At 72.9% G+C, this 24253-nt stretch carries 4 protein-coding genes; all 4 read left to right on the plus strand.

Going from position 1 to position 24253, the window contains the following annotated elements:
• The first annotated feature begins 36 nt into the window (after window positions 1-36).
• Genes GA0074692_RS07600 through GA0074692_RS07615 form a run of 4 tightly spaced genes read left to right on the plus strand, consistent with a single transcriptional unit; the run spans window position 37 to window position 24234 of the window.
• Window positions 37-7089, plus strand: coding sequence for a type I polyketide synthase (locus GA0074692_RS07600; protein ID WP_091640832.1), 7053 nt, complete (start codon window positions 37-39; stop codon window positions 7087-7089).
• The gene (locus tag GA0074692_RS07605) at window positions 7090-12684 is read left to right on the plus strand and encodes a type I polyketide synthase (RefSeq protein ID WP_091640835.1); all 5595 of its coding nucleotides are present in this window, start codon (window positions 7090-7092) and stop codon (window positions 12682-12684) included.
• Window positions 12681-19256 (plus strand): type I polyketide synthase, encoded by a 6576-nt coding sequence (locus tag GA0074692_RS07610; RefSeq protein ID WP_091640838.1) that lies wholly within the window; start codon window positions 12681-12683, stop codon window positions 19254-19256. Before GA0074692_RS07605 ends, GA0074692_RS07610 begins: the two co-directional genes overlap by 4 nt.
• The gene (locus tag GA0074692_RS07615) at window positions 19249-24234 is read left to right on the plus strand and encodes a type I polyketide synthase (protein WP_091640840.1); all 4986 of its coding nucleotides are present in this window, start codon (window positions 19249-19251) and stop codon (window positions 24232-24234) included. Before GA0074692_RS07610 ends, GA0074692_RS07615 begins: the two co-directional genes overlap by 8 nt.
• Window positions 24235-24253: the final 19 nt, after the last annotated feature.

Below are 24253 nucleotides of genomic sequence, written 5' to 3' on the forward strand. Positions count from 1 at the left end.
TCAGCAGGCGCAGCACGCGAGGAAGGGTTGAGCCGGATGGCCCCCGAGCGCAGTCACCCGTCGGACCCGACACCCCGGTCCGCAGCCGAACCGATCGCCGTGATCGGTCTGAGCTGCCGGTTCCCCGGTGCCGGCGACGCCGACGCCTTCTGGCGTCTGCTCGTCGGCGGCGGGGACGCGATCACCGAGGTGCCCCGGGACCGCTGGGACGCCGACGCTCTCTTCGACGCCGACCTCGCCGAGCCCGGGACGACGAACAGCCGCTGGGGCGGCTTCGTCGACGGAGTGGACCGGTTCGACCCCCACTTCTTCGGCGTCTCCCCGGGCGAGGCGGCCAGCATGGACCCGCAACACCGCCTGCTGCTCGAGGTCACCTGGGAGGCGTTGGAACGGGCCGGGGTCGTCCCGGGGCGGCTGGCCGGCAGCGACACCGGCGTCTACGTCGGCATCGGCACCGACGACTACGCCCAGGTCGCCTTCGCCGACCCGGCCGACCTGAACGCGTACTACGTCACCGGCAACGCGCTCAGCCTCGCGGTCAACCGGCTGTCGTACCTGCTCGACCTGCACGGCCCGAGCCTGGCCCTGGACACCGGCTGCTCGTCGTCCCTGGTCGCCGTGCACCTGGCGTGCCAGAGCCTGCGCTCGGGCGAAACCACCGTCGCCCTCGCCGGCGGCGTCAACCTCATGCTCTCGCCGAAGGCCACCATCGGGCTCTCCCAGACCTGGATGATGGCCGCCGACGGGCGCTGCAAGAGCTTCGACGCCGCCGCCGACGGCTACGTCCGCGGCGAGGGCTGCGGGATGGTCGTCCTCAAACGGCTCGCCGACGCGCGCCGCGACGGCGATCCCGTACTCGCCGTCATCCGGGGCACCGCGATGAACCAGAACGGACGCGGGGAGGCGCTGACCGCCCCGCACGCCGGCGCCCAGCAGACCGTCGTCCGCGACGCCCTGCGCGACGCCGGGGTCACCCCCGAGCAGGTCGACCTGATCGAGGCGCACGGGGTCGGCACCCCGCTCGCCGACGTGGTCGAGGCGACCGCCCTGACCAGGGTCTTCGGCGCGGACCGGGACGCCGACCGGCCGTGCGCGCTCGGCTCGGTCAAGACCAACATCGGCCACCTGGAGATGGCCGCCGGCATCGCCAGCCTGATCAAGGTGGTGCTCTCCCTCCAGCACGGGACCATCCCCCCGCACCTGCACCTCGACACGATCAACCCGCAGACCGGGCTGGCCGACGCGCCGTTCGTCCTTCCGGCCACGCCGCTGCCCTGGCCGCGCGCCGACCGCCCCCGCCTCGCCGGCGTCAACTCGTTCGGCCTGGGCGGCGTCAACGTGCACCTGGTGGTCGCTGAACCCCCGGCCGACGACGCGTCCGTGCCCCGGGCCGACGTCGCGTCCGTGCCCCTGGTTGGCATGTCGTCGTCCACGCCCGCGGCCGACCGTTCGTCCGGGCCGGTGGCCGTGCTTTCGGCGGGGCACGGTGTCGACGCGGGCGAGCCGGGTGCCGGCAGTGGACCGCTGATGCTGCCGCTGTCGGCGCGCAACGCCGCCGCGCTGCGGGACCTCGCCGAGCGGTACGTCACCCTGCTGACCGCCCCGGACGGACCCGACTTCACCGCCGTGTGCGCGACCGCCGCCACCGGACGTACCCACTTCGCCCACCGCCTCGCGGTCGTCGCCCCCGACGCGCCGACCGCCGCCGCCCGCCTCGATGCCTGGCTAGCCGGCACCACCGACCCCGACGTCCACCACGGCGTCCACCACGGCGTCGTCGACCCGGCTGAGGTGGTAGCAGGGGACCCCTCCTCATCAAAAAGCGGTAGCAGGGGACCCCTGCTACCAAGCGACGCGAGCGGCCAGGCGGTCCGTTACGTGCGGGGCGACGACCCGGCGGAGCCGGGCGTCGGACGCTTGCCCCGGGTGGTGCTGCCGACCTACCCGTTCCAGCGGAAGCGGTACTGGATCGAGTCCCGCCCGGCTGACCGTGCCGAGCGGACGGCGCAGGTGCCGGAACTGGTCCGGCTGGTCGCCGAGGCCGTACCGGCCGAGCGCCGCACCCGGCTCGCCGACGCGCTCGCCAGCCTGGTGGCCGAGACCCTCGGCACCGAGGACGACAGCCCGATCGACCCCCGGCAGGGCTTCTTCGCCCTCGGCATGACCTCCCTGATGGCGGTCAACCTGCAGAACCGGTTGCAGCGGGCGCTCGGTGACGCGTATCGGCTGCCGCTGACCCTGGTCTTCCAGTACTCGTCGGTCGCCGCCCTGACCGACCACCTCGCCCGCGAGGTCTTCGGGCTGGACACCCCCGCACCGGCCCGCGCCCTGCCGGCCGCCCCCGCCCTCACCGCCGACGCGCTCGCCGCGCTCTCCGAGGACGAGGCCCTGTCGCTGCTGCGCCGACACCTGACCGACACCGCCACCGATCTCTCCCCGGTCAAGCAGGCGCTGCTGGCCCTCGGCCGGGACACCAGCGTCCGCCCGTCGCACGGAGAGCCGATCGCGGTGGTGGGTGTGGGCTGCCGGTTGCCGGGTGGGGTGGAGTCGCCGGCGGCGTTCTGGGATCTGCTCTCCGGAGCCGTGGACACGGTCGACGTGGTGCCGACGGACCGGTGGGACGTGGACGGGTTCTTCGATCCCGATCCGGACGCGCCGGGAAAGTCGTACACCCGGGCCGGGCATTTCGTGGCCGGGGTGGATGGTTTCGACGCGGGTTTCTTCGGGGTGTCGCCGCGTGAGGCGGTGAGTCTGGATCCGCAGCAGCGGTTGCTGCTGGAGGTGGCCTGGGAGGCCCTGGAGCACGCCGGCCAGGTCCCCGACCAACTCGCCGGTACCCGTACCGGGGTGTTCGTCGGCCTGATCAGCAACGAGTACATGCAGCTCCAGCTCAAGCTCGGCGACCCCACGATCATCGACACCTACTACGGCACGGGCGGCATCGGTAGTGCGGTCGCCGGACGGCTGTCGTACCTGCTCGGACTGCACGGGCCCAGCCTGATGGTCGACACGGCGTGCTCGTCGTCGCTGGTCTCGGTGCACCTGGCGTGCCGGAGCCTGCGGTCCGGCGAGTCGGATCTCGCGCTCGCCGGTGGCGTCAACCTCATGATCATCCCGGAGTCGCACATCTTCCTTTCCCGCGCGCGAGCGTTGTCGGCGGACGGCCGGTGCAAGACGTTCGACGCCTCCGCCGATGGTTACGGCCGGGGTGAGGGCTGTGGTGTCGTGGTGTTGAAGCGGTTGTCGGACGCCCAGCGTGACGGTGATCGGGTGCTCGCCGTGATTCGTGGTTCGGCGGTGAACCACGATGGTCCGAGTAGTGGTCTGACCGTGCCGAATGGTCTGGCGCAGCAGGACCTGATCCGGGCGGCCCTGGCGGACGCCGGGGTCGCGCCCGCCGACGTCGACTACGTCGAGGCCCACGGCACCGGTACGCCCCTCGGCGACCCGATCGAGGTCGCGGCACTCGGCGCGGTGCTCGGTGAACGCCGTACGGCCGACCGGCCGCTGCTGCTCGGTTCGGTGAAGGCCAACATTGGGCACCTGGAGGCCGCCGCTGGGGTGGCCGGTCTGATCAAGTCGGTGCTGGCGTTGCAGCACGCGCAACTGCCACCGCAGGTCAACTTCACCACCGCCAACCCGCGCATCGCGCTCACCGAGATCCCGGCCGAGATCCCCGTCGCCGGCACGCCCTGGCCGCGTGGTGACCGGCCCCGTGTCGCGGGCGTCAGTTCGTTCGGGATGAGCGGTACGAACGCCCACCTGGTCGTGGGGGAGGCCCCGGAGCCGTCCGACCTGGCGGGTTCGGTGGCGGAGTCTGGCCGGTCGGCGTACGTGTTGCCGTTGTCGGCGCGGGATGGTGCCGCGTTGCGGGTGGTGGCGCAGCGGTACGCCGATCTGCTGGACGGTGCTGAGGCGCCGGATTTCGGGTTGGTGTGTGCGGCGGCTGCGGTGACCCGTAGCCATTTCCCGCACCGTCTGGCCGTGGTGGCGTCGGATTCGGCCGCCGCTGCCGCTCGGCTGCGGGGTTGGCTGGCCGGTGCCGAGGACCGGTCGGTCGTGCACGGTGTGCTGCCCGCCGGCCGTCGGGCGAAGATCGGTTGGCTGTTCACGGGTCAGGGTGCGCAGTCGGTGGGGATGGCGCGTGTCCTGTACGAGTCGGAGCCGGTGTTCCGGGCGGAGTTGGACCGGTGCGCGGAGTTGCTGGCGGGTGAGCTTGAGCGGCCGCTGTTGGAGGTGTTGTTCCCGTCCGACGGTACCGATGTGTTGGATCAGACGGGTTTCACGCAGCCGGTGTTGTTCGCGGTGGAGTGGTCTCTCGCGGCGTTGTGGCGGCACTGGGGTGTGCAGCCGGATGTCGTTCTGGGTCACAGCGTGGGTGAGCTGGTCGCGGCGTGTGTGGCGGGGGTGTTCTCCCTCGAGGACGGGCTGCGCCTGGTGGCAGCACGCGGCCGGTTGATGCAGGCTCTCCCGGCTGGCGGGTCGATGGCAGCGGTGTCCCTGCCCGAGGAGAAGGTCCGCCCGTTGCTGGACGGCACCGGTCTCGTGGTGGCGGCGGTGAACAGTCCAACCGAGACGGTGATTGCCGGTCCGGTCGAGGCGTTGGATGTTGTTCGGGAGAAGTTCACGGCCGACGGGGTGAAGACGACCGCGTTGCACGTGTCGCACGCGTTCCACTCGCCGTTGATGGCGCCGATGTTGCCGAGGTTCCGGGAGGTTGCCGGGTCGGTGGTGTTCCGGGCTCCGCAGCGGATGGTGGTGTCCAACGTGACCGGCGCGGTGGCTGATGCCGGCTATGGGTCGGCGGACTACTGGGTGGAGCACGTGTCGGCTCCGGTGCGGTTCGCCGACGGTATGCGGACTGTTCTCGACCAGGGTTGTGACGTGGTGCAGGAGGTCGGCCCGCATCCGGTGTTGTTGGCCGCCGGCCGGCAGTGTGTGGACGACGACACGTCGGTGCGGTGGTTGCCGTCGTTGCGGCGGGGCCGGGACGACTGGCAGCAGCTACTCACCGCGGTCGCGGCCCTGTACGCGCAGGGTGTGGCGCTGGACTGGAAGGCGATCACCGACGGGCTCCCGTCCCGGGCGGTGGACCTGCCCACCTATCCGTTCCAACGCCAGCGCTACTGGATCGACACGTCCCGCCTGCCGCAGATGCGGGGGAGCGACGACAGCGACTGGCTCTACCAGATGGACTGGCAGCCTCAGGAACTCCCCACTGAGCAGGGCGAAAGCGGCTCCGACCGCTGGCTGATCTTCGCGGACGCCGGTGGGGTCGCCGAGTCGGTGGCCGCCGCGCTGCGGGCTCGGGGCGACCGCTGCGAGCTGGTCTACCCCGGTGACGCGTACGCGGCCCTGGGCGATGACGCCTGGCAGGTGGCACCCGGCCAGCCGGACCACTTCCGCCAACTCCTCCGGGACACCGGTGTGATTACCGGCGTCGTCCACCTCTGGAGCCTCGATCACGCGGATGCCGTACCCGAGGACCTGACCGTGGCCCACGAGCGGAGCTGCGCCAGCCTGCTGCATCTGGTGCAGGCCGTCGCCCCGCTCGACCTGGCGGTATCCCCCCGAATCTGGGTCGTCACCAGCGGTGCCCAGGCCGTCGCCGGGAAGCTCACTCCGGCCGCGCCGTACCAGGTGCCGGTCTGGGGGCTGGGCAACGTCATCGGACTCGAGCACCCCAGCCTGTGGGGCGGGCTGATCGACCTGGATCCCGCCACCGACGATCCGGCCACCGCCGTGGTCGCCAGCCTCCGGTCGTCCGGTGGCGAAAACCAGATCGCCTGGCGGGACGGGCGCAGCCACGTCGCCCGGGTCGTCCGGGCCGAATCCGCAAGGTCGGACAACCGCCTGGAGATCAACGCCGACGGCACCCACCTGGTCACCGGCGGCCTGGGTGCCCTCGGGCTGCTGGTCGCCCGGTGGCTGGTCGAGCGGGGCGCGCGGCACGTCGTCCTGGTGGGACGGCGCGGGCCGTCGGAGGCGGCCGAGGAAACGCTCGCCAGCCTCACCGGGCAGGGCGCGCACGTACGCGTACTCCGGGGGGACGTCGGCCGGGCGGACGACGTACGGGCGGTTCTCGCCGAGATCGAGACCTCGATGCCGCCACTGCGCAGCGTCTTCCACGCGGCCGGCGTCCTCGACGACGGGGTGCTGCACCAGCAGAGCTGGGACCGGTTCGAGCGGGTCCTCGCGCCAAAGGTGACCGGTGCCTGGCACCTGCACCAGATCACCCGCGACCTTCCGCTGGACCACTTCGTGCTGTTCTCGTCGATCGCCTCCCTGCTCGGCGCACCCGGCCAGGGCAACTACGCGGCGGCGAACGCCTTCCTGGACGCGCTGGCCCATCACCGGCACGCGTCGGGGCTGCCGGCACTGAGCGTCAACTGGGGCGCGTGGGGCGACTCCGGCATGGCCGCCGCGCTGACCGACCGGGACCAGCAGCGCTGGACCGCCCGGGGCATCGGCATCATCCCGCCGGAGCGGGGGATTCGACTGCTGGAGCGGATCATGGCACGGTCGGTGCCGCAGGTCGGAGTCGTACCGGTGGACTGGACCCGGTACGCCGAGCAGTACCCGCTCGGCGCGAACCGTCCCCTGCTGGCCGAGCTGGTCCGGCGGCAGCCCGCCGCCGACCCGTCGCCGACGGCGCCGGCCGAGGGACCCGGGCTGCGCGAGCGGTACGCGGCCATGCGGGACGCGAAACGCCGGACGGCCCTCACCGACCACGTGACCGGTGAGCTGGCCCGGATCCTCATGCTCGACGAGGCATCCCTCGACCCGCAGAAGGGGCTGTTCGATCTCGGCCTGGACTCGCTGATGGCGCTGGAGTTCAAGAACCGGGTGCAGGCCACCTTCGACCACGAGATGCCCACCACGCTGCTCTTCAACTACCCGACGGTCGACGCGGTCGTCGGCTACCTCGACACGGTGCTCTTCGGGCAGCGGCAACCCGAACCCGAGAGCCCACCTCCGACGGATTCGGGCGACGACCTTGAGGCGTTGCTCGACAACCTCGAGCAACTGTCGGACGACGAGATCGACCGGCTGTTCACCAACGGATCGACTGCGGAAGGGCAGGCGTAGATGAGCGAGCTACAGGAGAGGCTGGCCAACCTGCCGCCGAAGCGCCTCGCGCTGCTCGTCCTCGACCTGCAGAAGCGCCTCGAGGCGCAGAAGAGGTCCGCGCCCGAGCCGATCGCGGTGGTGGGCGTGGGCTGTCGTTTCCCGGGTGGGGTGGACTCGCCGGCGGCGTACTGGGACGTGCTGTCGCAGGGTGTGGACGCGGTCGGTGAGGTGCCGGCGGACCGGTGGGATGTTGATGCGTTCTTCGACGCCGATCCGGACGTTCCCGGGAAGATGTACACGCGGGCTGGGCATTTCGTGGCCGGGGTGGATGGTTTCGACGCGGGTTTCTTCGGGGTGTCGCCGCGTGAGGCGGTGAGTCTGGATCCGCAGCAGCGGTTGCTGCTGGAGGTGGCCTGGGCGGCCCTGGAGGATGCCGGTCAGGTGCCGGCCCGGCTGACGGGCAGCCGTACCGGGGTGTTCGTCGGCATCGGCACCGACGACTACTCGCTGCTGCTGCGGTCCGCCGGCCCGGCAAGCATGGACGCGTACACCGGCACCGGCAACGCCTTCAGCGTCGCCGCCGGACGGCTGTCGTACCTGCTGGGGTTGCAGGGACCGAGCATGGCCGTGGACACGGCATGCTCGTCGTCGCTGGTGGCGGTGCACCTGGCCTGCCGGAGCCTGCGGTCCGGCGAGTCGGATCTCGCACTCGCCGGTGGGGTCCACCTGGTCCTGACCCCCGAGGGCACCATCTACCTCTCCCGGACGAAGGCGTTGTCGGCGGACGGCCGGTGCAAGACGTTCGACGCCTCCGCCGATGGTTACGGCCGGGGTGAGGGCTGTGGTGTCGTGGTGTTGAAGCGGTTGTCGGACGCCCAGCGTGACGGTGATCGGGTGCTCGCCGTGATTCGTGGTTCGGCGGTGAACCACGATGGTCCGAGTAGTGGTCTGACCGTGCCGAATGGTCTGGCGCAGCAGGACCTGATCCGGGCGGCCCTGGCGGACGCCGGGGTCGCGCCCGCCGACGTCGACTACGTCGAGGCGCACGGCACGGGCACCTCGCTGGGCGACCCGATCGAGGTCGACGCGCTGGCCGCCGCCCTCGGCAAGGACCGGCCGGCAGGTCGTCCGCTGCTGGTGGGTTCGGTGAAGACGAACATCGGTCACCTGGAGGCCGCCGCCGGAATAGCCGGTCTGATCAAGTTGGTGTTGGCGTTGCGGCACGAGCAGGTGCCGTCGCACCTGCACTTCCGTACGCCGAACCCGCACATCCCCTGGGACCGGATCCCGATCGAGGTCGCCACCGGGTCCCGGGCGTGGCCGCGCGGCGGGAAGCCCCGGGTCGCGGGCGTGAGTTCGTTCGGGATGAGCGGTACGAACGCGCACCTCGTCGTGGCCGAGGCACCCGCCGTGCCGGAGACCGTCGAAGCGCGGACACCGGACCGTTCGGCGTACGTGCTGCCGTTGTCGGCGCGGGATGGCGCCGCGTTGCGGGCGTTGGTGCAGCGGTACGTGGATCTGCTGGACGGTGCCGGCGCTCCCGATCTCGTGTTGGTGTGTGCGGCGGCCGCGGTGACCCGCAGTCATTTCCCGCACCGTCTGGCGGTGGTGGCGCCGGACGCGGCGACGGTGGTGTCGCGGTTGCGGGGTTGGCTGGCTGGCGACGAGAACCGGTCGGTGGTGCACGGTGTGGTGCCGGTGGGCCACCGTCCCCGGGTGGGCTGGCTGTTTACGGGTCAGGGTGCGCAGTTCGTCGGGATGGCGCGTGTCCTGTACGAGTCGGAGCCGGTGTTCCGGGCCGAACTCGACCGGTGCGCCGAGCTGCTGGCGGCTCACCTCGAACGGCCGTTGCTCGAGGTGCTCTTCCCGTCCGACAGCTCGGATGTGATCGATCAGACGGGTTTCACGCAGCCGGTGTTGTTCGCGGTGGAGTGGTCTCTCGCGGCGTTGTGGCGGCACTGGGGTGTGCAGCCGGATGTCGTTCTGGGTCACAGCGTGGGTGAACTCGTCGCGGCGTGTGTGGCGGGCGTTTTCGGCCTGGAGGACGGGCTGCGTCTGGTGGCGGCTCGGGGTGAGTTGATGCAGGCGTTGCCGGCGGGTGGGTCGATGCTGGCGGTGTCGTTGCCGGAGGAGAGGGTTCGTCCGTTCCTGGACGGCACCGGTCTCGTGGTGGCGGCGGTGAACAGCCCGACCGAGACGGTGATTGCCGGTCCGGTCGAGGCGTTGGACGTTGTTCGGGAGAAGTTCACGGCCGACGGGGTGAAGACGACGGAGCTGCACGTCTCGCACGCGTTCCACTCGCCGTTGATGGCACCGATGATCCCGGCGTTCGGGGAGGCGGCCAAGGAGATCAGCCCGCAGGGTCCGCAGTGCACGGTCGTGTCGAACGTGACCGGCGCGGTGGCTGATGCCGGCTACGGATCGGTGGACTACTGGATCGAGCACGTGTCGGCTCCGGTGCGGTTCGCCGACGGTATGCGGACCGTCCTCGACCAGGGCTGCGACGTCGTGCAGGAGATCGGCCCGCACCCGGTCCTGCTGGCCGCCGGCCGGCAGTGCGTCGACGACGACGGCTCGGTGCGGTGGTTGCCGTCGTTGCGGCGGGGCCGGGACGACTGGCAGCAGCTACTCACCGCGGTCGCGAGCCTGTACGCGCAGGGCGTGGACCTGGACTGGAAGGCGATCACCGACGGCATTCCCACTCGGACGGTCGACCTGCCCACCTACCCGTTCCAACGCCAGCGCTACTGGTCGTCGGCCGCGCCCCGCCGACCCCGGACCATTGAGGAGGGCCACCCGCTGCTCGGGCGGAACCTCTCCTCGCCCGCGCTCACCGGCACGGTCTACGAGACGGTGCTCAACCCGCTGTCCCACCCGCTCCTCACCGAGCACCGCATCTACGACCAGATCGTGGTGCCCGGCGCCCACCACCTGGTGATGCTGGCCGCCGCCGTCGAGGGCCGGAACGACGCCCCGGCCCTGACCGATGTGGTCTTCCCGCAGCCGATGCTGCTCGGCGCGGAGGAGGACCGGTTCGTCCAGGTCGTCCTCGGGGCGTCCGCCGACCAGGGCGGGCCGGTCCAACTGGTTAGCCGGAGCGCCGACGAGCAGACGTGGACGACCCACGCCACCGGCATCCTGAGCGAGGCGCCGCAGGCCGGCGCGGCGTCGCCCGAGACTCCGGCGACGATCCGGGAGCGGTGCGCACCCGACCCGGACTACGTCGACTGGTTCTACGACACGGGCTGGCGGGACGGCCTGGAACTGGAGTCCGGGTTCCGCTGGCAGAGCCGGATCTGGCGGCGCGACGGCGAGGCGCTGTGCCAGATGCGCGCGGTGCGGGACGCCGACCGCCACGAGCGGTACGCCCTCCACCCGGGCCTGGTCGACGCCAGTTTCCAGATCGTCGGCGCGACCCTCCCGACCGCCGGACGCGAGTTCACCGTGTACGTGCCGCTCGGTGTGGACCGGTTCCGGCTGCACCGCACCGTCGAGGGGCAGCTCTGGGGCCACGCCCGACTGCGGCCCGGCAGCGACCCGACGGACGAGACGCTCACCGCCGACGTCCGGCTCATCGACGACGAGGGTCGCCTCGTCGCCGAGTCGTACGGGCTGCACCTGAAGCGTGCCGAACGGTCCGCGCTGCTGCGCGCTGGCCAGTCCCGCACCCCGGGGCTGTTCCACGAGCTGGTCTGGCAGCCCCAGCCGTTGCCGGTGCCCGCTGCGGACGCCCCTGGCCGGTGGCTGGTCTGCGCCGACCGGCCCGGTGCCGGATCGGCCCTGGCGGAGCTGCTCCGTGGCTGTGGGCAGGAGGTCGTCCTCGCCCACCCGGGTCCGTCCACCGAGGCGCTGGACGACGGGACCTGGCAGCTCGACCCGAGCGACCCGACCCGGCTCACCGCGCTGCTCGGCACGGTCACCGCCGACCGGGCCGTCCCGTTCCGGGGCGCGGTGCTGCTCTGCGGGCCCGGCACGGGCGGGGCCGAGCCGGACCTGTCCGACCTTACCGCCGATCAGGCGTCGACGCTGCGTACCGCGCTGTACCTGCTGCGCGGGCTGGCGGCCCTCGAAGGTGGCGGTACGCCGCCGAAGCTTCACCTGGTGACCCGGGGCGCGTGTGCGACCAGCGCCGCGTCGCCGGTGACGGTGGCGCAGACCCCGCTGTGGGGTCTGGGCAACGTCATCGAACTGGAACACCCCGAACTGTGGGGCGGACAGGTCGACCTGGACCCGACCGCCACCGACGTGGACGCGGCGACCGCCCTGACCGGGGAACTTCTCGCTCCGCCGACCGGCGACCGGGTGGCCGTACGGGGGGCGGAGCGGCTGGTCGCCCGGCTCGTACCGCAGCCGGTCGCACCCGCGTCGGAGCCGGCGGTGACCGTCGACGCCGACGGGACGTACCTCGTCACCGGTGGTCTCGGGGCGCTCGGCCTGACCGTCGCCCGCTGGCTGGTGGCGCGTGGCGCCGGGCACCTGGTTCTCGTCGGTCGACGTGAGCCCACCGGCGAGGCCGTGGCCGCGCTCGATGCGCTGCGCGCGGCGGGCGTCGAGGTCACCGTGGCGTCGGCGGACGTCGCCCGACCGGACGACGTGGCGCGACTGGTCGCGGCGGTCCCGGCCGACCGGCCGCTGCGCGGGGTGGTGCACGCGGCCGGTGTCCTGGCCGACGGCGTGCTGCTCCAGCAGCCCTGGGCGGACTTCGCCCGGGTGTTGGCGCCCAAGGTCGACGGTGGCTGGAACCTGCACCGGGCGACCCGGGACCTGCCGCTCGACTTCTTCGTGCTGTTCTCGTCGGCGGCATCCCTGCTCGGCTCCACCGGTCAAGCCAACTACGCCGCCGCCAACGCGTTCCTCGACGGGCTGGCCCACCACCGCCGGTCGCAAGGACTACCGGCGGTCAGCGTCAACTGGGGGCCGTGGACCGAGGCCGGCATGGCGGCCCGCGCCGGCCAGGCCGAGGGACGGTGGGCCGCCCAGGGCATCGGCGGGATCACTCCCGAGCAGGGCACCGACGCGCTGGACCAGATTCTGCGCACCGACCCGGCCCAGGTCGGTGTCCTGCCGGTCACCTGGTCGACGTACCTGCGGCGGTTCGCACCCGACGACACGCCGGCGCTGCTGCGGGAACTGGCTCGCACGACGCGCGGCCCGGAGCAGCGTACGACCACGCCGCCGGCGGACCGGCTGCCCGACCGGCTCGCCGTGGCCCCGCCGCAGGACCGCCTCGACCTGCTGCGCCGGCACGTACGCGACCAGGTGGTGGCGGTGCTCGGCCTGCCGGCGACCTACCACCTGGAGCCCCGGCAGAAGCTCTTCGAGATCGGCCTTGACTCGTTGATGGCGATCGAACTGAAGAACACGTTGCAGGGTCAGCTCGGGCGGACGCTGCCGTCGACGGTCGTCTTCGAGTACCCGACCGTCGAGGCCCTCACCGACTACCTGGCCCGGGACGTGCTCGCCCTGGACCTGGACGTGCCGGAGGAACCGGCACCGGAGTCGTCCCCCCGCTCCTCGGAAACCGTCGAGCGCCTCAAGGACCTCTCCGAGGACGCCCTGGAAGACCTGTTGGCGAAGAAGCTCGCATCCCTTGCTCAGCGGAGAAGGAAATGACCGAAGACCCGACGCGCGGCGAACAGTCCGCGCTCCTGCGTGCGTTCGTCGCCATCGAGGAACTGGAAGCCGAGCTGGACGAGGTCCGGCGGGCCCAACACGAGCCGATCGCCATCATCGGCGCGAGCTGCCGCTTCCCCGGCGGCGGTGACGGCCTGGCCGCCTTCTGGCGGGTGCTGAGCGACGGCGTGGACGCGGCCGGCGAGGTGCCCCGGGAACGCTGGGACCTGGCGGACTTCTACCACCCGGACCCGGACCGGCCCGGTCGCATGTACACCCGGGAGGGGCACTTCGTCGACGGGATCGACCAGTTCGACCCGGCCTTCTTCGGCATCGCCCCACGTGAGGCCGCCAGCCTCGACCCGCAGCAGCGGATGCTGCTCGAGGTGTCCTGGGCGGCCCTCGAACACGCCGGCCAGGTGCCGGACCGCCTCGTCGGCACGCCGACCGGGGTCTTCGTCGGCATCATGACCAACGACTACCTCCAATTGCAGACCGGCGCGGGCGACCCCACCCAGCTCGACCTCTACGCCGGCACCGGCAACGACCTCAGCTTCCCGGCCGGGCGGCTGTCGTACCTGCTGGGGTTGCAGGGGCCGAGCATGGCGGTGACCACCGCGTGTTCGTCGTCGCTGGTGGCGCTGCACCTGGCGACCCGGAGCCTGCGTGCCGGCGAAACCGACCTGGCCCTGGTCGGCGGGGTCAACGCGATGCTCGCCCCGGACGCCTTCGTCACCCTGTCGAAGATGAAGGCCCTCGCCGTGGACGGCCGGTGCAAGACCTTCGACGCCTCCGCCGACGGCTACGGCCGGGGCGAGGGCTGCGGCGTGGTGGTGCTGAAGCGGTTGTCGGACGCCCAGCGCGACGGTGACCGGGTACTCGCGGTCGTCCAGGGCACCGCCGTGAACCACGACGGCCCGAGCGGTGGCCTGACCGTCCCGAACGGCCTGGCGCAGCAGGACCTTATCCGGGCAGCCCTCGCCGACGCGGGCGTCGAGCCAGGCGACGTGGACTACGTCGAGGCGCACGGCACGGGCACCTCGCTGGGCGACCCGATCGAGGTACGCGCCCTCGCCTCGGTGCTCGGCCGGGACCGGCCAGCGGATCGTCCGCTGCTGGTGGGTTCGGTGAAGACGAACATCGGCCACCTGGAGGCCGCTGCCGGGATGGCGGGTCTGATCAAGTTGGTGTTGGCGTTGCGGCACGAGCAGGTGCCGTCGCACCTGCACTTCCGTACGCCGAACCCGCACATCGACTGGGACGGCCTCCCGGTCCAGGTCCCGGCCGCCCCGACCCCCTGGCCCCGGGGCGAGCGTCCCCGCGTCGCCGGCCTCAGCTCCTTCGGTATGAGCGGGACCAACGCCCACGTCATCGTGGGGGAGGCCCCGGAGGCGGTCGCGGCGGAGGTTCCGGGTCGTTCGGCGTACGTGTTGCCGTTGTCGGCGCGGGATGGTGCCGCGTTGCGGGTGTTGGCGCAGCGGTACGCCGATCTGCTGGACGGTGCTGAGGCGCCGGATTTCGGGTTGGTGTGTGCGGCGGCTGCGGTGACCCGTAGCCATTTCCCGCACCGTCTGGCCGTGGTGGCGTCGGATTCGGCCGCCGCTGCCGCTCGGCTGCGGGGTTGGCTGGCCGGTGCCGAGGACCGGTCGGTCGTGCACGGTGTGCTGCCCGCCGGCCGTCGGGCGAAGATCGGTTGGCTGTTCACGGGTCAGGGTGCGCAGTCGGTGGGGATGGCGCGTGTCCTGTACGAGTCGGAGCCGGTGTTCCGGGCGGAGTTGGACCGGTGCGCGGAGTTGCTGGCGGGTGAGCTTGAGCGGCCGCTGTTGGAGGTGTTGTTCCCGTCCGACGGTACCGATGTGTTGGATCAGACGGGTTTCACGCAGCCGGTGTTGTTCGCGGTGGAGTGGTCTCTCGCGGCGTTGTGGCGGCACTGGGGTGTGCAGCCGGATGTCGTTCTGGGTCACAGCGTGGGTGAGCTGGTCGCGGCGTGTGTGGCGGGGGTGTTCTCCCTCGAGGACGGGCTGCGCCTGGTGGCAGCACGCGGCCGGTTGATGCAGGCTCTCCCGGCTGGCGGGTCGATGGCAGCGGTGTCCCTGCCCGAGGAGAAGGTCCGCCCGTTGCTGGACGGCACCGGTCTCGTGGTGGCGGCGGTGAACAGTCCAACCGAGACGGTGATTGCCGGTCCGGTCGAGGCGTTGGATGTTGTTCGGGAGAAGTTCACGGCCGACGGGGTGAAGACGACCGCGTTGCACGTGTCGCACGCGTTCCACTCGCCGTTGATGGCGCCGATGTTGCCGAGGTTCCGGGAGGTTGCCGGGTCGGTGGTGTTCCGGGCTCCGCAGCGGATGGTGGTGTCCAACGTGACCGGCGCGGTGGCTGATGCCGGCTATGGGTCGGCGGACTACTGGGTGGAGCACGTGTCGGCTCCGGTGCGGTTCGCCGACGGTATGCGGACTGTTCTCGACCAGGGTTGTGACGTGGTGCAGGAGGTCGGCCCGCATCCGGTGTTGTTGGCCGCCGGCCGGCAGTGTGTGGACGACGACACGTCGGTGCGGTGGTTGCCGTCGTTGCGGCGGGGCCGGGACGACTGGCAGCAGCTACTCACCGCGGTCGCGGCCCTGTACGCGCAGGGTGTGGCGCTGGACTGGAAGGCGATCACCGACGGGCTCCCGTCCCGGGCGGTGGACCTGCCCACCTATCCGTTCCAACGCCAGCGCTACTGGTCGGCACCCGCGCCGGGCGGCCAGAGCCGTCGCCGGGCGGGCGACCACCCGCTGCTCGGGCAGCGGCTCCGGACGCCCTCACTGCAGGACACCGTCTTCGAGGCGGCTCTGAGCGCGGCCACCTACCCGCTCCTGGCCGAGCACACGCTGCACGACCAGCTCGTGGTACCGGGTGCGCACCACGTGGCCATGCTCCTCGCGGCGGGCGTCGAGAGCGGCACCCGTGCCCCCGGGCTGCGGGATGTCCTGTTCGCCCAGCCGCTGGTGCTGCCGGATCCGGGTGAGCGTCCGGTGCAGACGGTCCTCACAGCCGACGGCACCGCGCGACTGGTCACCTTCGACGATCCGGAGTGGACGGAGTACGTCACGGCCCGCCTCGACCCGGACGGCGAACCGGGGCATACGCCACCGGACCTGGACGGGCTCACCGCACGCTGCGACCGGTCGCTCGACGACCTCGACACCTTCTACGGTCGGGTCACCGGCGCCGGTCTGGACCTCGGGCCGAGCTTCCGCTGGCTCGACCGGGTCCGCACCGGTGACGGGGTGGCGGTGAGTGGCATCCGGGTACCCGGTCAGCTCGACCCGAGCGTGCCGTACCCGGTGCACCCCGGTCTGCTGGACGCCTGCTTTCAACTGCTGGGTCTGACCCGGCCGCAGCCGGAGGACGGCCTGTCGATCCACGTCCCGTTCCGGGTGGAGCGGCTGCGGGCCGTCCCGTCCACCGATCCTGAGCTGCGGGCGTACGCCTGGAGCAGTGAATCCACCACCGGGGAGGTCGTCGGGGACGTCGTGGTGGTCGACCGCACCGGCCGGCTGGTCGTGGAGCTGCGCGGCCTGCGGCTGCGGCACGTCGACCCGGCGGCGCTGCGCCGCGCCCCGGCCCGGACCGACGACCTGCGCTACGAGATCACCTGGCCGGTCGCCGGCCCGGCCGAGGCCGCCGAGGCGCCCGCCGGGCCGGGGCACTGGCTGGTCCTTGCCGACGCGGACGGGCTCGGCCGGGAACTGGCCGCACGGCTGGCGGCCGAGGGCCACACCTGCACCCTCGTCCGGCCGGGCACGGCGTTCGCCCAGGACGACGCGCAGTCGTACCGGATCGACCCGGACCGCCCGGAGGACGTCACCCGGCTGCTCGACGCGGCCGGCACCGCCGACTGGCGGGGCGTGCTGCACCTGTGGGCGCTGGACAGCCCCGCCGACCACACCGACCTGGCGACCCTCCAGGACGCCCAGCGGACCACGCTGCGCAGCACCCTGCACCTGGTACGGGCCCTGGCGACCGGCAACCGGTCGCCCCGGACGTACCTGGTGACCCGGGGGGCCCAGGTGGTCGGTGAACCGGCCGGACCGCTGGCGCTGGCCCAGGCCCCGCTCTGGGGTCTGGCCGGCACGGTGGCCCTGGAACACCCGGAGCTGCGGTGCACCCGCGTCGACCTCGACCCGGCCGGCGACCGGGCCGCCGACGTGGCGTTCCTCGCCGCCGAGCTGCGGGCCGACGGGCGGGACGACCAAATCGCCCGGCGCGGCGGTGAGCGGCACGTGGCCCGCCTGGCCCGCTGCGCGGCGGACGACGGCGGCCGGCCGTTGGCGCTGCCCAGCGTCGAGTCGTTCCGGCTCGACGTGGCGACCCCCGGGGTGCTCGACCAGTTGGTGTTCCGGCCGGTGGCCCGGCAGGCACCGGAGGCGGGCCAGGTGGAGCTGCGGGTCCGGGCGACCGGCCTGAACTTCCGTGACGTGCTCAACGCGCTCGGCATGTACCCGGGTGAGGCGGGACCGCTCGGCCTGGAGTGCGTCGGCGAGGTGGTGGCGCTCGGCGCGGACGTCCGCGGCCTGGCGGTGGGGGACCGGGTGGTGGCCCTCGCCCCGGCGAGCTTCGGCAGCTTCGTGACCGTCGACGCCGACCTGGTGGCCCCGCTGCCGGCGGTGGTCGGGGACACCGACGGCGCGACCATCCCGGTGACCTTCCTGACCGCCCTGTACGCCCTGGAACACATCGCCCGGCTCGCGCCGGGACAGCGGGTGCTGATCCACGCGGCGGCCGGCGGGGTGGGGCTGGCCGCGGTGCAACTCGCCCAGGCAGTCGGCGCCGAGGTGTACGCCACGGCCAGCCCGGCCAAGTGGCCGGTGCTGCACCGGATGGGGGTCCGCCACCTGTCGAACTCGCGGACCCTGGCCTTCGCCGACGAGATCCGCGAGTGGACCGGCGGTGCCGGCGTCGACGTGGTCCTCAACTCGCTGACCGGGGACTTCATCGTCGAGAGCCTGCGCCTGCTCCGCCCCGGCGGTCGGTTCGTCGAGATCGGCAAGCGGGAGATCTGGTCGGCCGACCAGGTGACCCGGCTCCGGGACGACGTCACCTACACCGCGTTCGACCTGGTGGAGCTGTCCCGGGACGAGCCGGCAACGGTCCGCGCCCTGCTGGACGAGCTGATGCGGCGGTTCGCCGCCGAGACGCTCCAACCGCTGCCGAGCCGGGTGTTCGGGCTGCCCCGGGCGGTCGACGCGTTCCGGTACATGGCACAGGCCCGACACGTCGGCAAGATCGTCGTCAGCCACGACGACTCCGCCGTGTCGCCGGAGACCAACGACCTGGTCCGCGCCGACGGGGCGTACCTGATCACGGGTGGTCTGGGTGGTCTGGGCCTGCACGTGGCGCGCTGGCTGGTCGACCGGGGGGCCCGCACGCTGGTGCTGGTGGGCCGCAGCGGCGTCACCGACGCCAACCGGGCGGACGTGACCGCGCTGCGCGACGCCGGCGCCCGCGTCGAGGTGGTCCGGGCCGACATCGCCCACCCGGACGAGGTGACCCGGCTGGTCGGCGAGGTCACCGCCACCCTGCCGCCGCTGCGCGGGGTGGTCCACGCGGCCGGTGTGCTGGACGACGGCATCCTGCTCCAGCAGGAGTGGCCGCGCTTCGAACGGGTGCTCGGGCCGAAGCTTGCCGGGGCGTGGAACCTGCACCACGCCACCCGTGGCCTGGACCTGGACTTCTTCGTACTGTTCTCGTCGGTCGCCTCGATGCTCGGGTCCGCCGGGCAGGGCAACTACGCGGCCGGCAACGCCTTCCTCGACCTGCTGGCCGCCGAACGGCGCCGGCAGGGGCTGCCGGGGCTGAGCGTGAACTGGGGTCCGTGGCGGGGCGCGGGCATGGCCGCCGGCGTCGACGACGACCGGCAGTGGGCGCTGCGCGGCATGGGCCTGATCGAGCCGGAGCGGGGGGTCGCCGAGTTGGCGGCAGCCCTCGGGCAGCCCCGCGCGCAGGTGGGCGTCGTCGCCGTCGAGTGGGGCGCCTACCTGCGGCAGTACCCGACCGGGCTGCGGCCCTCGCTGCTGGACGACCTGGCCGCCGCCACGGCCGACGCGGGGGCCCCGGCGGCGGGCGGCGCCGACCACCGGGCGCTGCTGACCCTGCTGGCCGACGCGACCCCCGACGACCGGCACGACCTGATCGTGGGGCATGTACGGGGCCTGGCGGCCCGGGTCCTCGGGCTCACCGCCGCGCACACCCTGGACACCCGCCGCCCGCTCAACGAACTCGGCCTGGACTCGCTGATGGCGGTGGAACTGCGCAACGCGCTCAGCCTCAGCCTCGACCGGTCACTGCCCGCGACGGTGCTGTTCGACTACCCGACCGTCGAGGCGCTGGCCGGCTTCGTCGCCGGGGAACTCCAGCCCGCCGAACCGGCCGCACCGGCCGGCCCACCCCCGACCCGGCCGGCGGCGCCGGCCGTCGACACCGATCGGGACGCCTGGCTGGCGGAGATCGAACAGCTCTCCGACGCCGAGGTCGAAGCCCTCCTCGAGCAGGAACTCTCCCAGTCACGGAACAGGAACCACCATGAGTGACCGCACCGCCCGCACGGACCAGCTGAGCCCGCTGCAACGGGCGCTGCTCGGCATCCGCGAACTGCGCGCCCAACTCGATGAGGTGGAACGCGCCAAGACCGAGCCGATCGCGGTGATCGGCATGGGCTGCCGGCTGCCCGGCGGCGCGAACGACCCCGAGTCGTTCTGGCGGTTGCTGCGCGACGGCCGGGACGTGATCCGGGAGATGCCCGCCGACCGGTGGGACACCGACGCGTACTTCGACCCGGACCCGGAGGCGCCGGGGAAGATGAGCACCCGCTGGGGCGGCTTCCTCGACGAGATCGACGGCTTCGACCCGGGGTTCTTCGGCATCTCGCCGTGGGAGGCGGCGAACATGGACCCCCAGCAGCGGCTCATGCTGGAGGTGGCGCAGGAGGCGTTCGACGACGCCGGCCAGGTGCGCGACCAGTTGCAGGGCAGCCGCACCGGCGTGTTCATCGGCCTGGCGCACAGCGAGTACGGCTGGCTGAACTTCAACAACCCCGACCTGGCGAACGTCTACACCGCGACCGGCTCGTTCGGCTCGATCGTGGCGAACCGGTTGTCGTACGTCTACGACCTGCGCGGCCCCAGCTACACCATGGACGCGGTCTGCTCGTCGTCGCTGCTCGCCGTGCACCAGGCGTGCGAGAGCCTGCGCAGCGGCGACTGCACGATGGCCCTGGCCGGCGGGGCGGGGCTGTTCCTCAAGCCGGAGGGCTTCGTCTGGTTCACCAAACTCGGCGTGATGTCACCCGACGGCCGGTGCAAGGCGTTCGACGCCCGGGGCGACGGCATCGTGCTCGGCGAGGGCGTGGCGGCGGTGGTGCTCAAGACGCTGTCCCGGGCGATCGAGGACGGCGACCCGATCTACGCGGTGCTGCGTGGCAGCGCGGTCGTCCAGGACGGCCGCAGCAACGGGCTGACCGCGCCGAGCCGGCTGTCGCAGGAGGCGATGCTGCGCGAGGCGTACGAGCGGGCCGGCGTGGACCCGGCGGCGGTGCAGTACGTGGAGGCGCACGGCACCGGCACCATCCTCGGCGACCCGATCGAGGCGCAGGCGCTCGGCACGGTCCTCGGGGCCCGCCGGGACACCGACCGCCCGCTGATGATCGGCTCGGTCAAGACCAACATCGGGCACCTCCAGATGGTCGGCGGACTGGCCGGCCTGATCAAGGTGGTCCTGGCGATGAAGCACCGGCAGTTGCCGGCCAGCCTGCACTACACCCGGGGCAACCCGCACATCCCGTTCGACGACTACCGGCTGCGGGTGCAGGACGCCCCGGGCCCGTGGCCGTACGACGGGCCGCTGCTGGCCGGGGTCACCTCGCTCAGCTTCGGCGGCACCAACGTGCACGTGGTCGTCGAGGAACCGCCGGCACCGGCCTCCGCCCCGACGTCCGGGGACGACGGCCGGGCCCGGCTGCTGCCGCTGTCGGCCCACGATCCGGCCGCGCTGCGTGACCTGGCCGGCGCGGTGGGGGAGTTCGTCGCCGACCCGACCGTCGACCTCGACGACCTCTGCCACACCGCGAGCCTGCGCCGCACCACGTACGACGAGCGGCTGACGGTCAGCTTCACCTCCCGTACCGACCTGGTGGAGAAGCTGGCCGCGTTCCAGGGCGGCGCGGTGCGGCCCGGCCTGGCCACCGGCGACAAGTCGCAGCACGTCCGCCGCCGGCTGGTCTTCGTCTTCCCCGGCCAGGGCGGCCAGTGGATCGGCATGGGTCGGCGGCTGCTGGACACCGAGCCGGTCTTCCGGCAGGCCATCGAGGAGTGCGCCGCCGCGATGGCGCCGTACGTCTCCTGGTCGCTGCTGGACGAGCTGCGCGCCGACGAGGCGACCTCGCAGCTCGACCAGATCGACGTGGTCCAGCCGATGACCTGGGCGGTCCAGGTGGCCCTGGCCGCGCTCTGGCGGTCCTGGGGGATCGTCCCGGACGCGGTGGTCGGGCACTCGATGGGCGAGGTCGCGGCGGCGCACGTCGCCGGCACGCTCAGCCTCGACGACGCGGCCCGGGTGATCTGCCGGCGCAGCGCGCTGGTCCGCCGGATCCGGGGCCGGGGCACGATGGCCGTGGTGGAGCTGCCGCTGGACGAGGCACGGGCCGCCATCGCCGGCCTCGAGGACCAGCTCGCCATCGCGGTCAGCAACAGCCCCACCTCCACCGTCCTGTCCGGCGACACCACGGCCATCGAGACGGTGCTGAAGACCCTCACCGAGCAGGACGTGTTCTGCCGGCAGGTCAAGGTGGACTTCGCCTCGCACAGCCCGCAGGTCGACGAACTCCGCGACGACCTGCTCGCCGACCTGCGCGACGTGCGGCCCCGCGCGTCGACGGTGCCGATCCACTCCACGGTCACCGGCCGGCCCACCGACGGGCGGGAGTTCACCGCCGACTACTGGGCCGACAACCTGCGTGAGCCGGTGCTCTTCGCCACCGTGCTCGGGGAGTTGCTGGCGAGCGCGCCGACGGCGGTCATCGAGATCAGCCCGCACCCGATCCTGTTGCCCTCGGTCGAGCAGTGCGCCCGGCACGCCGACCGGCCGGTGGTGGCGCTGCCCTCGCTGCGCCGCGACGAGGACGAGCGGGCCGTGCTGCTCGGCACCCTCGGCGCGCTCTGGACCCTCGGCCACCGGGTGGACTGGCACCGCCAGCACCCGACCGACCGGCCGGTGCTGCGCCTGCCGTACTACCCCTGGCAGCGGCAACGCTGCTGGCTGGAGTTCGCGCCGATTGGCTCGGCGCCGGCCGCCGTGGCGGAGGCGACGGCCGCGCCGACCGGCGAGCGGTACTTCCGGGCCGCCGTGCCCGGCGGTGAGCACTTCTGGGAGCTGCCCGTCGACCGCTCCGGCTGGCCGGAGCTGGACGGCCAGCCGGCCGTGCCCGAGGCAGTCCACCTGGACCTGGCCCTCACCGCGGCCACCGCCCTGGCCGGTACACCGGCCTGCGCGCTGACCGACGTGACGTTCGAGACGCCCCTGGCGAGCCAGAGGAGGATCGCCCAGGTGGCGGTCACCAGCCCCCGCGACGGCACCGCCGGGTGGGAGGTGTTCGGCCGACCCGCCGGGGTCGACGGGACGTGGACCCGGCACGCCCGGGGCACCCTGCGCACGGTCGTCGCCGCCGGGCAGCCGTACCTGTTGCCGCAGGAGACCCCGGACGCGATCCGGCAGCGGTGCGGCACCGAGGTGCCGGGCAGCGCGTACCGGAGCAGCCGGGTCGCGGCGGGGCTGCCCGACAGCGCCGGCGCGGGTACCGTGCGGCGGCTGTGGCGGCGCGACGGCGAGCTGCTGGCGTTGCTCGCCGCCCCGGCGGCCGAGGGCGGGTCGCCGCTGGACTGGCGGCTGGTGGACGCCGTGTGCGACCTGCTGCCGGTGGTCGCGCCGGACCCGGCCGCCGCCACCGCCGGATACCGGCCGGCGGCGGTCGAACGGCTGCGGGTGCACCGGCGGGCGACCGGCGAGCTGTGGGCACACGTCCAGCTCCGCGAGGTCGGCGACGACACGCTCACCGGTGACGTCCGGCTCCTCGACGCCGAGCTGCGGACGGTCGCCGAGGTGACCGGGCTGCGGTCCACCCTCGGCGTACGCGCTGACGCCCCGGCGGGTGCGCTCACGGTCGCATCGGTCGCCGTGCCCCGGCTCCGCGCAGCCCTTACCGATGGACCGGTTCCGGCCGGCGCGGCGGGTGGAGCCGGGGCGGGCCCGGCAGCCACCGAGCCGGCCGACCACGGCGACACCCCGCCGACGAGCCGGGCCGTGCTGCTGACCATCGCCCCCGCCCGGCGGCGGGCGGTGCTCACCGGCTACCTGCGGGAGCAGATCGCGGCGGTGCTGGGACTCCAGCCGCAGCAGCTCGAGGTGGACCAGCCCCTGCTGGGACTCGGCCTGAACTCGCTGATGGTCTTCGAGCTGCGTAACCGCCTCCGGGTCATGTACGGCACGCAGATCGCCGCCCAGGAGTTCCTCTCCGGGATCACCGTCGACCAGATCATCGACAACGTCCTGGCCCAGGTCGACGGCCCGGCTCCGGCTCCCGCCGCCGGCGGATTGACGTCCGTCGCGGTGGAGGCGCCGGCTGCCGGCGCGGCTGTCCCGCAGTCGGCGGCGGTGCCCCGACCGGTGGTGGCGCGTCGGAGGACCGGACCGGCCCGGCCGGCCGCCGTCGAGGTCAGCACCGACCCCGCCGACTGGCTGGTCCGGGGCACCCCGGACCCGGACGCCCGGCTGCGGCTGTTCTGCCTGCCGTACGCGGGCGGCAACGCGGCGCTGTTCCGCACCTGGCCGGGCGAGCTGCCCGACGGGGTGGAGGTGTGCCCGATCCAGCTTCCCGGCCGGGAGCAGCGGCACCGGGAACCGGCGTTCACCCAGATGTCCGCGCTGGTGCAGACCCTCGGCGGGGTGCTGCGGCCGTACCTCGACCAGCCGTTCGCGCTGTTCGGGCACAGCATGGGCGCCCTGGTCGCGTACGAGCTGACCCGGCACCTGCGCCGGCGGGAGCTGCCCGCCCCCACCCACCTGTACGTCTCGGCGGCCCGCGCCCCGCACCTGCCCGACCTGGAACCGCCGCTGCATCGGCTGCCGGAGCCCCGGCTGATCGAGAAGCTGCGGGCGATGGACGGCACCCCGGAGGAGATGCTGGGCGACCCGGAGACGATCGCGCTGTACCTGCCGGTGCTGCGCGCCGACTTCGCCCTGGTGGAGACCCGTATCCACCAGACCGAGCCGCCGCTGGACGTTCCGCTGACCGCCTTCGGTGGCGAGCGGGACGACAAGGTCACCGAGGAACAGCTCGCCGCCTGGCGGGACCAGACCACGACCGGGTTCGCCCTGGAGATGCTCCCCGGCGACCACTTCTTCGTCCAGCGGGAGCGGGCCGGGCTGCTGGCCGCGCTCTCCGCGCGACTCACGCACGACCTGGCGCGGCTCGCCGCGCCGCACACCTCAGTTCCGACCGACAACCGCATTTCCTAGTCCGACCGACAACCGCATT

Origin of the sequence: Micromonospora pallida (assembly GCF_900090325.1) — a bacterium.
GTDB lineage: Bacteria > Actinomycetota > Actinomycetes > Mycobacteriales > Micromonosporaceae > Micromonospora > Micromonospora pallida.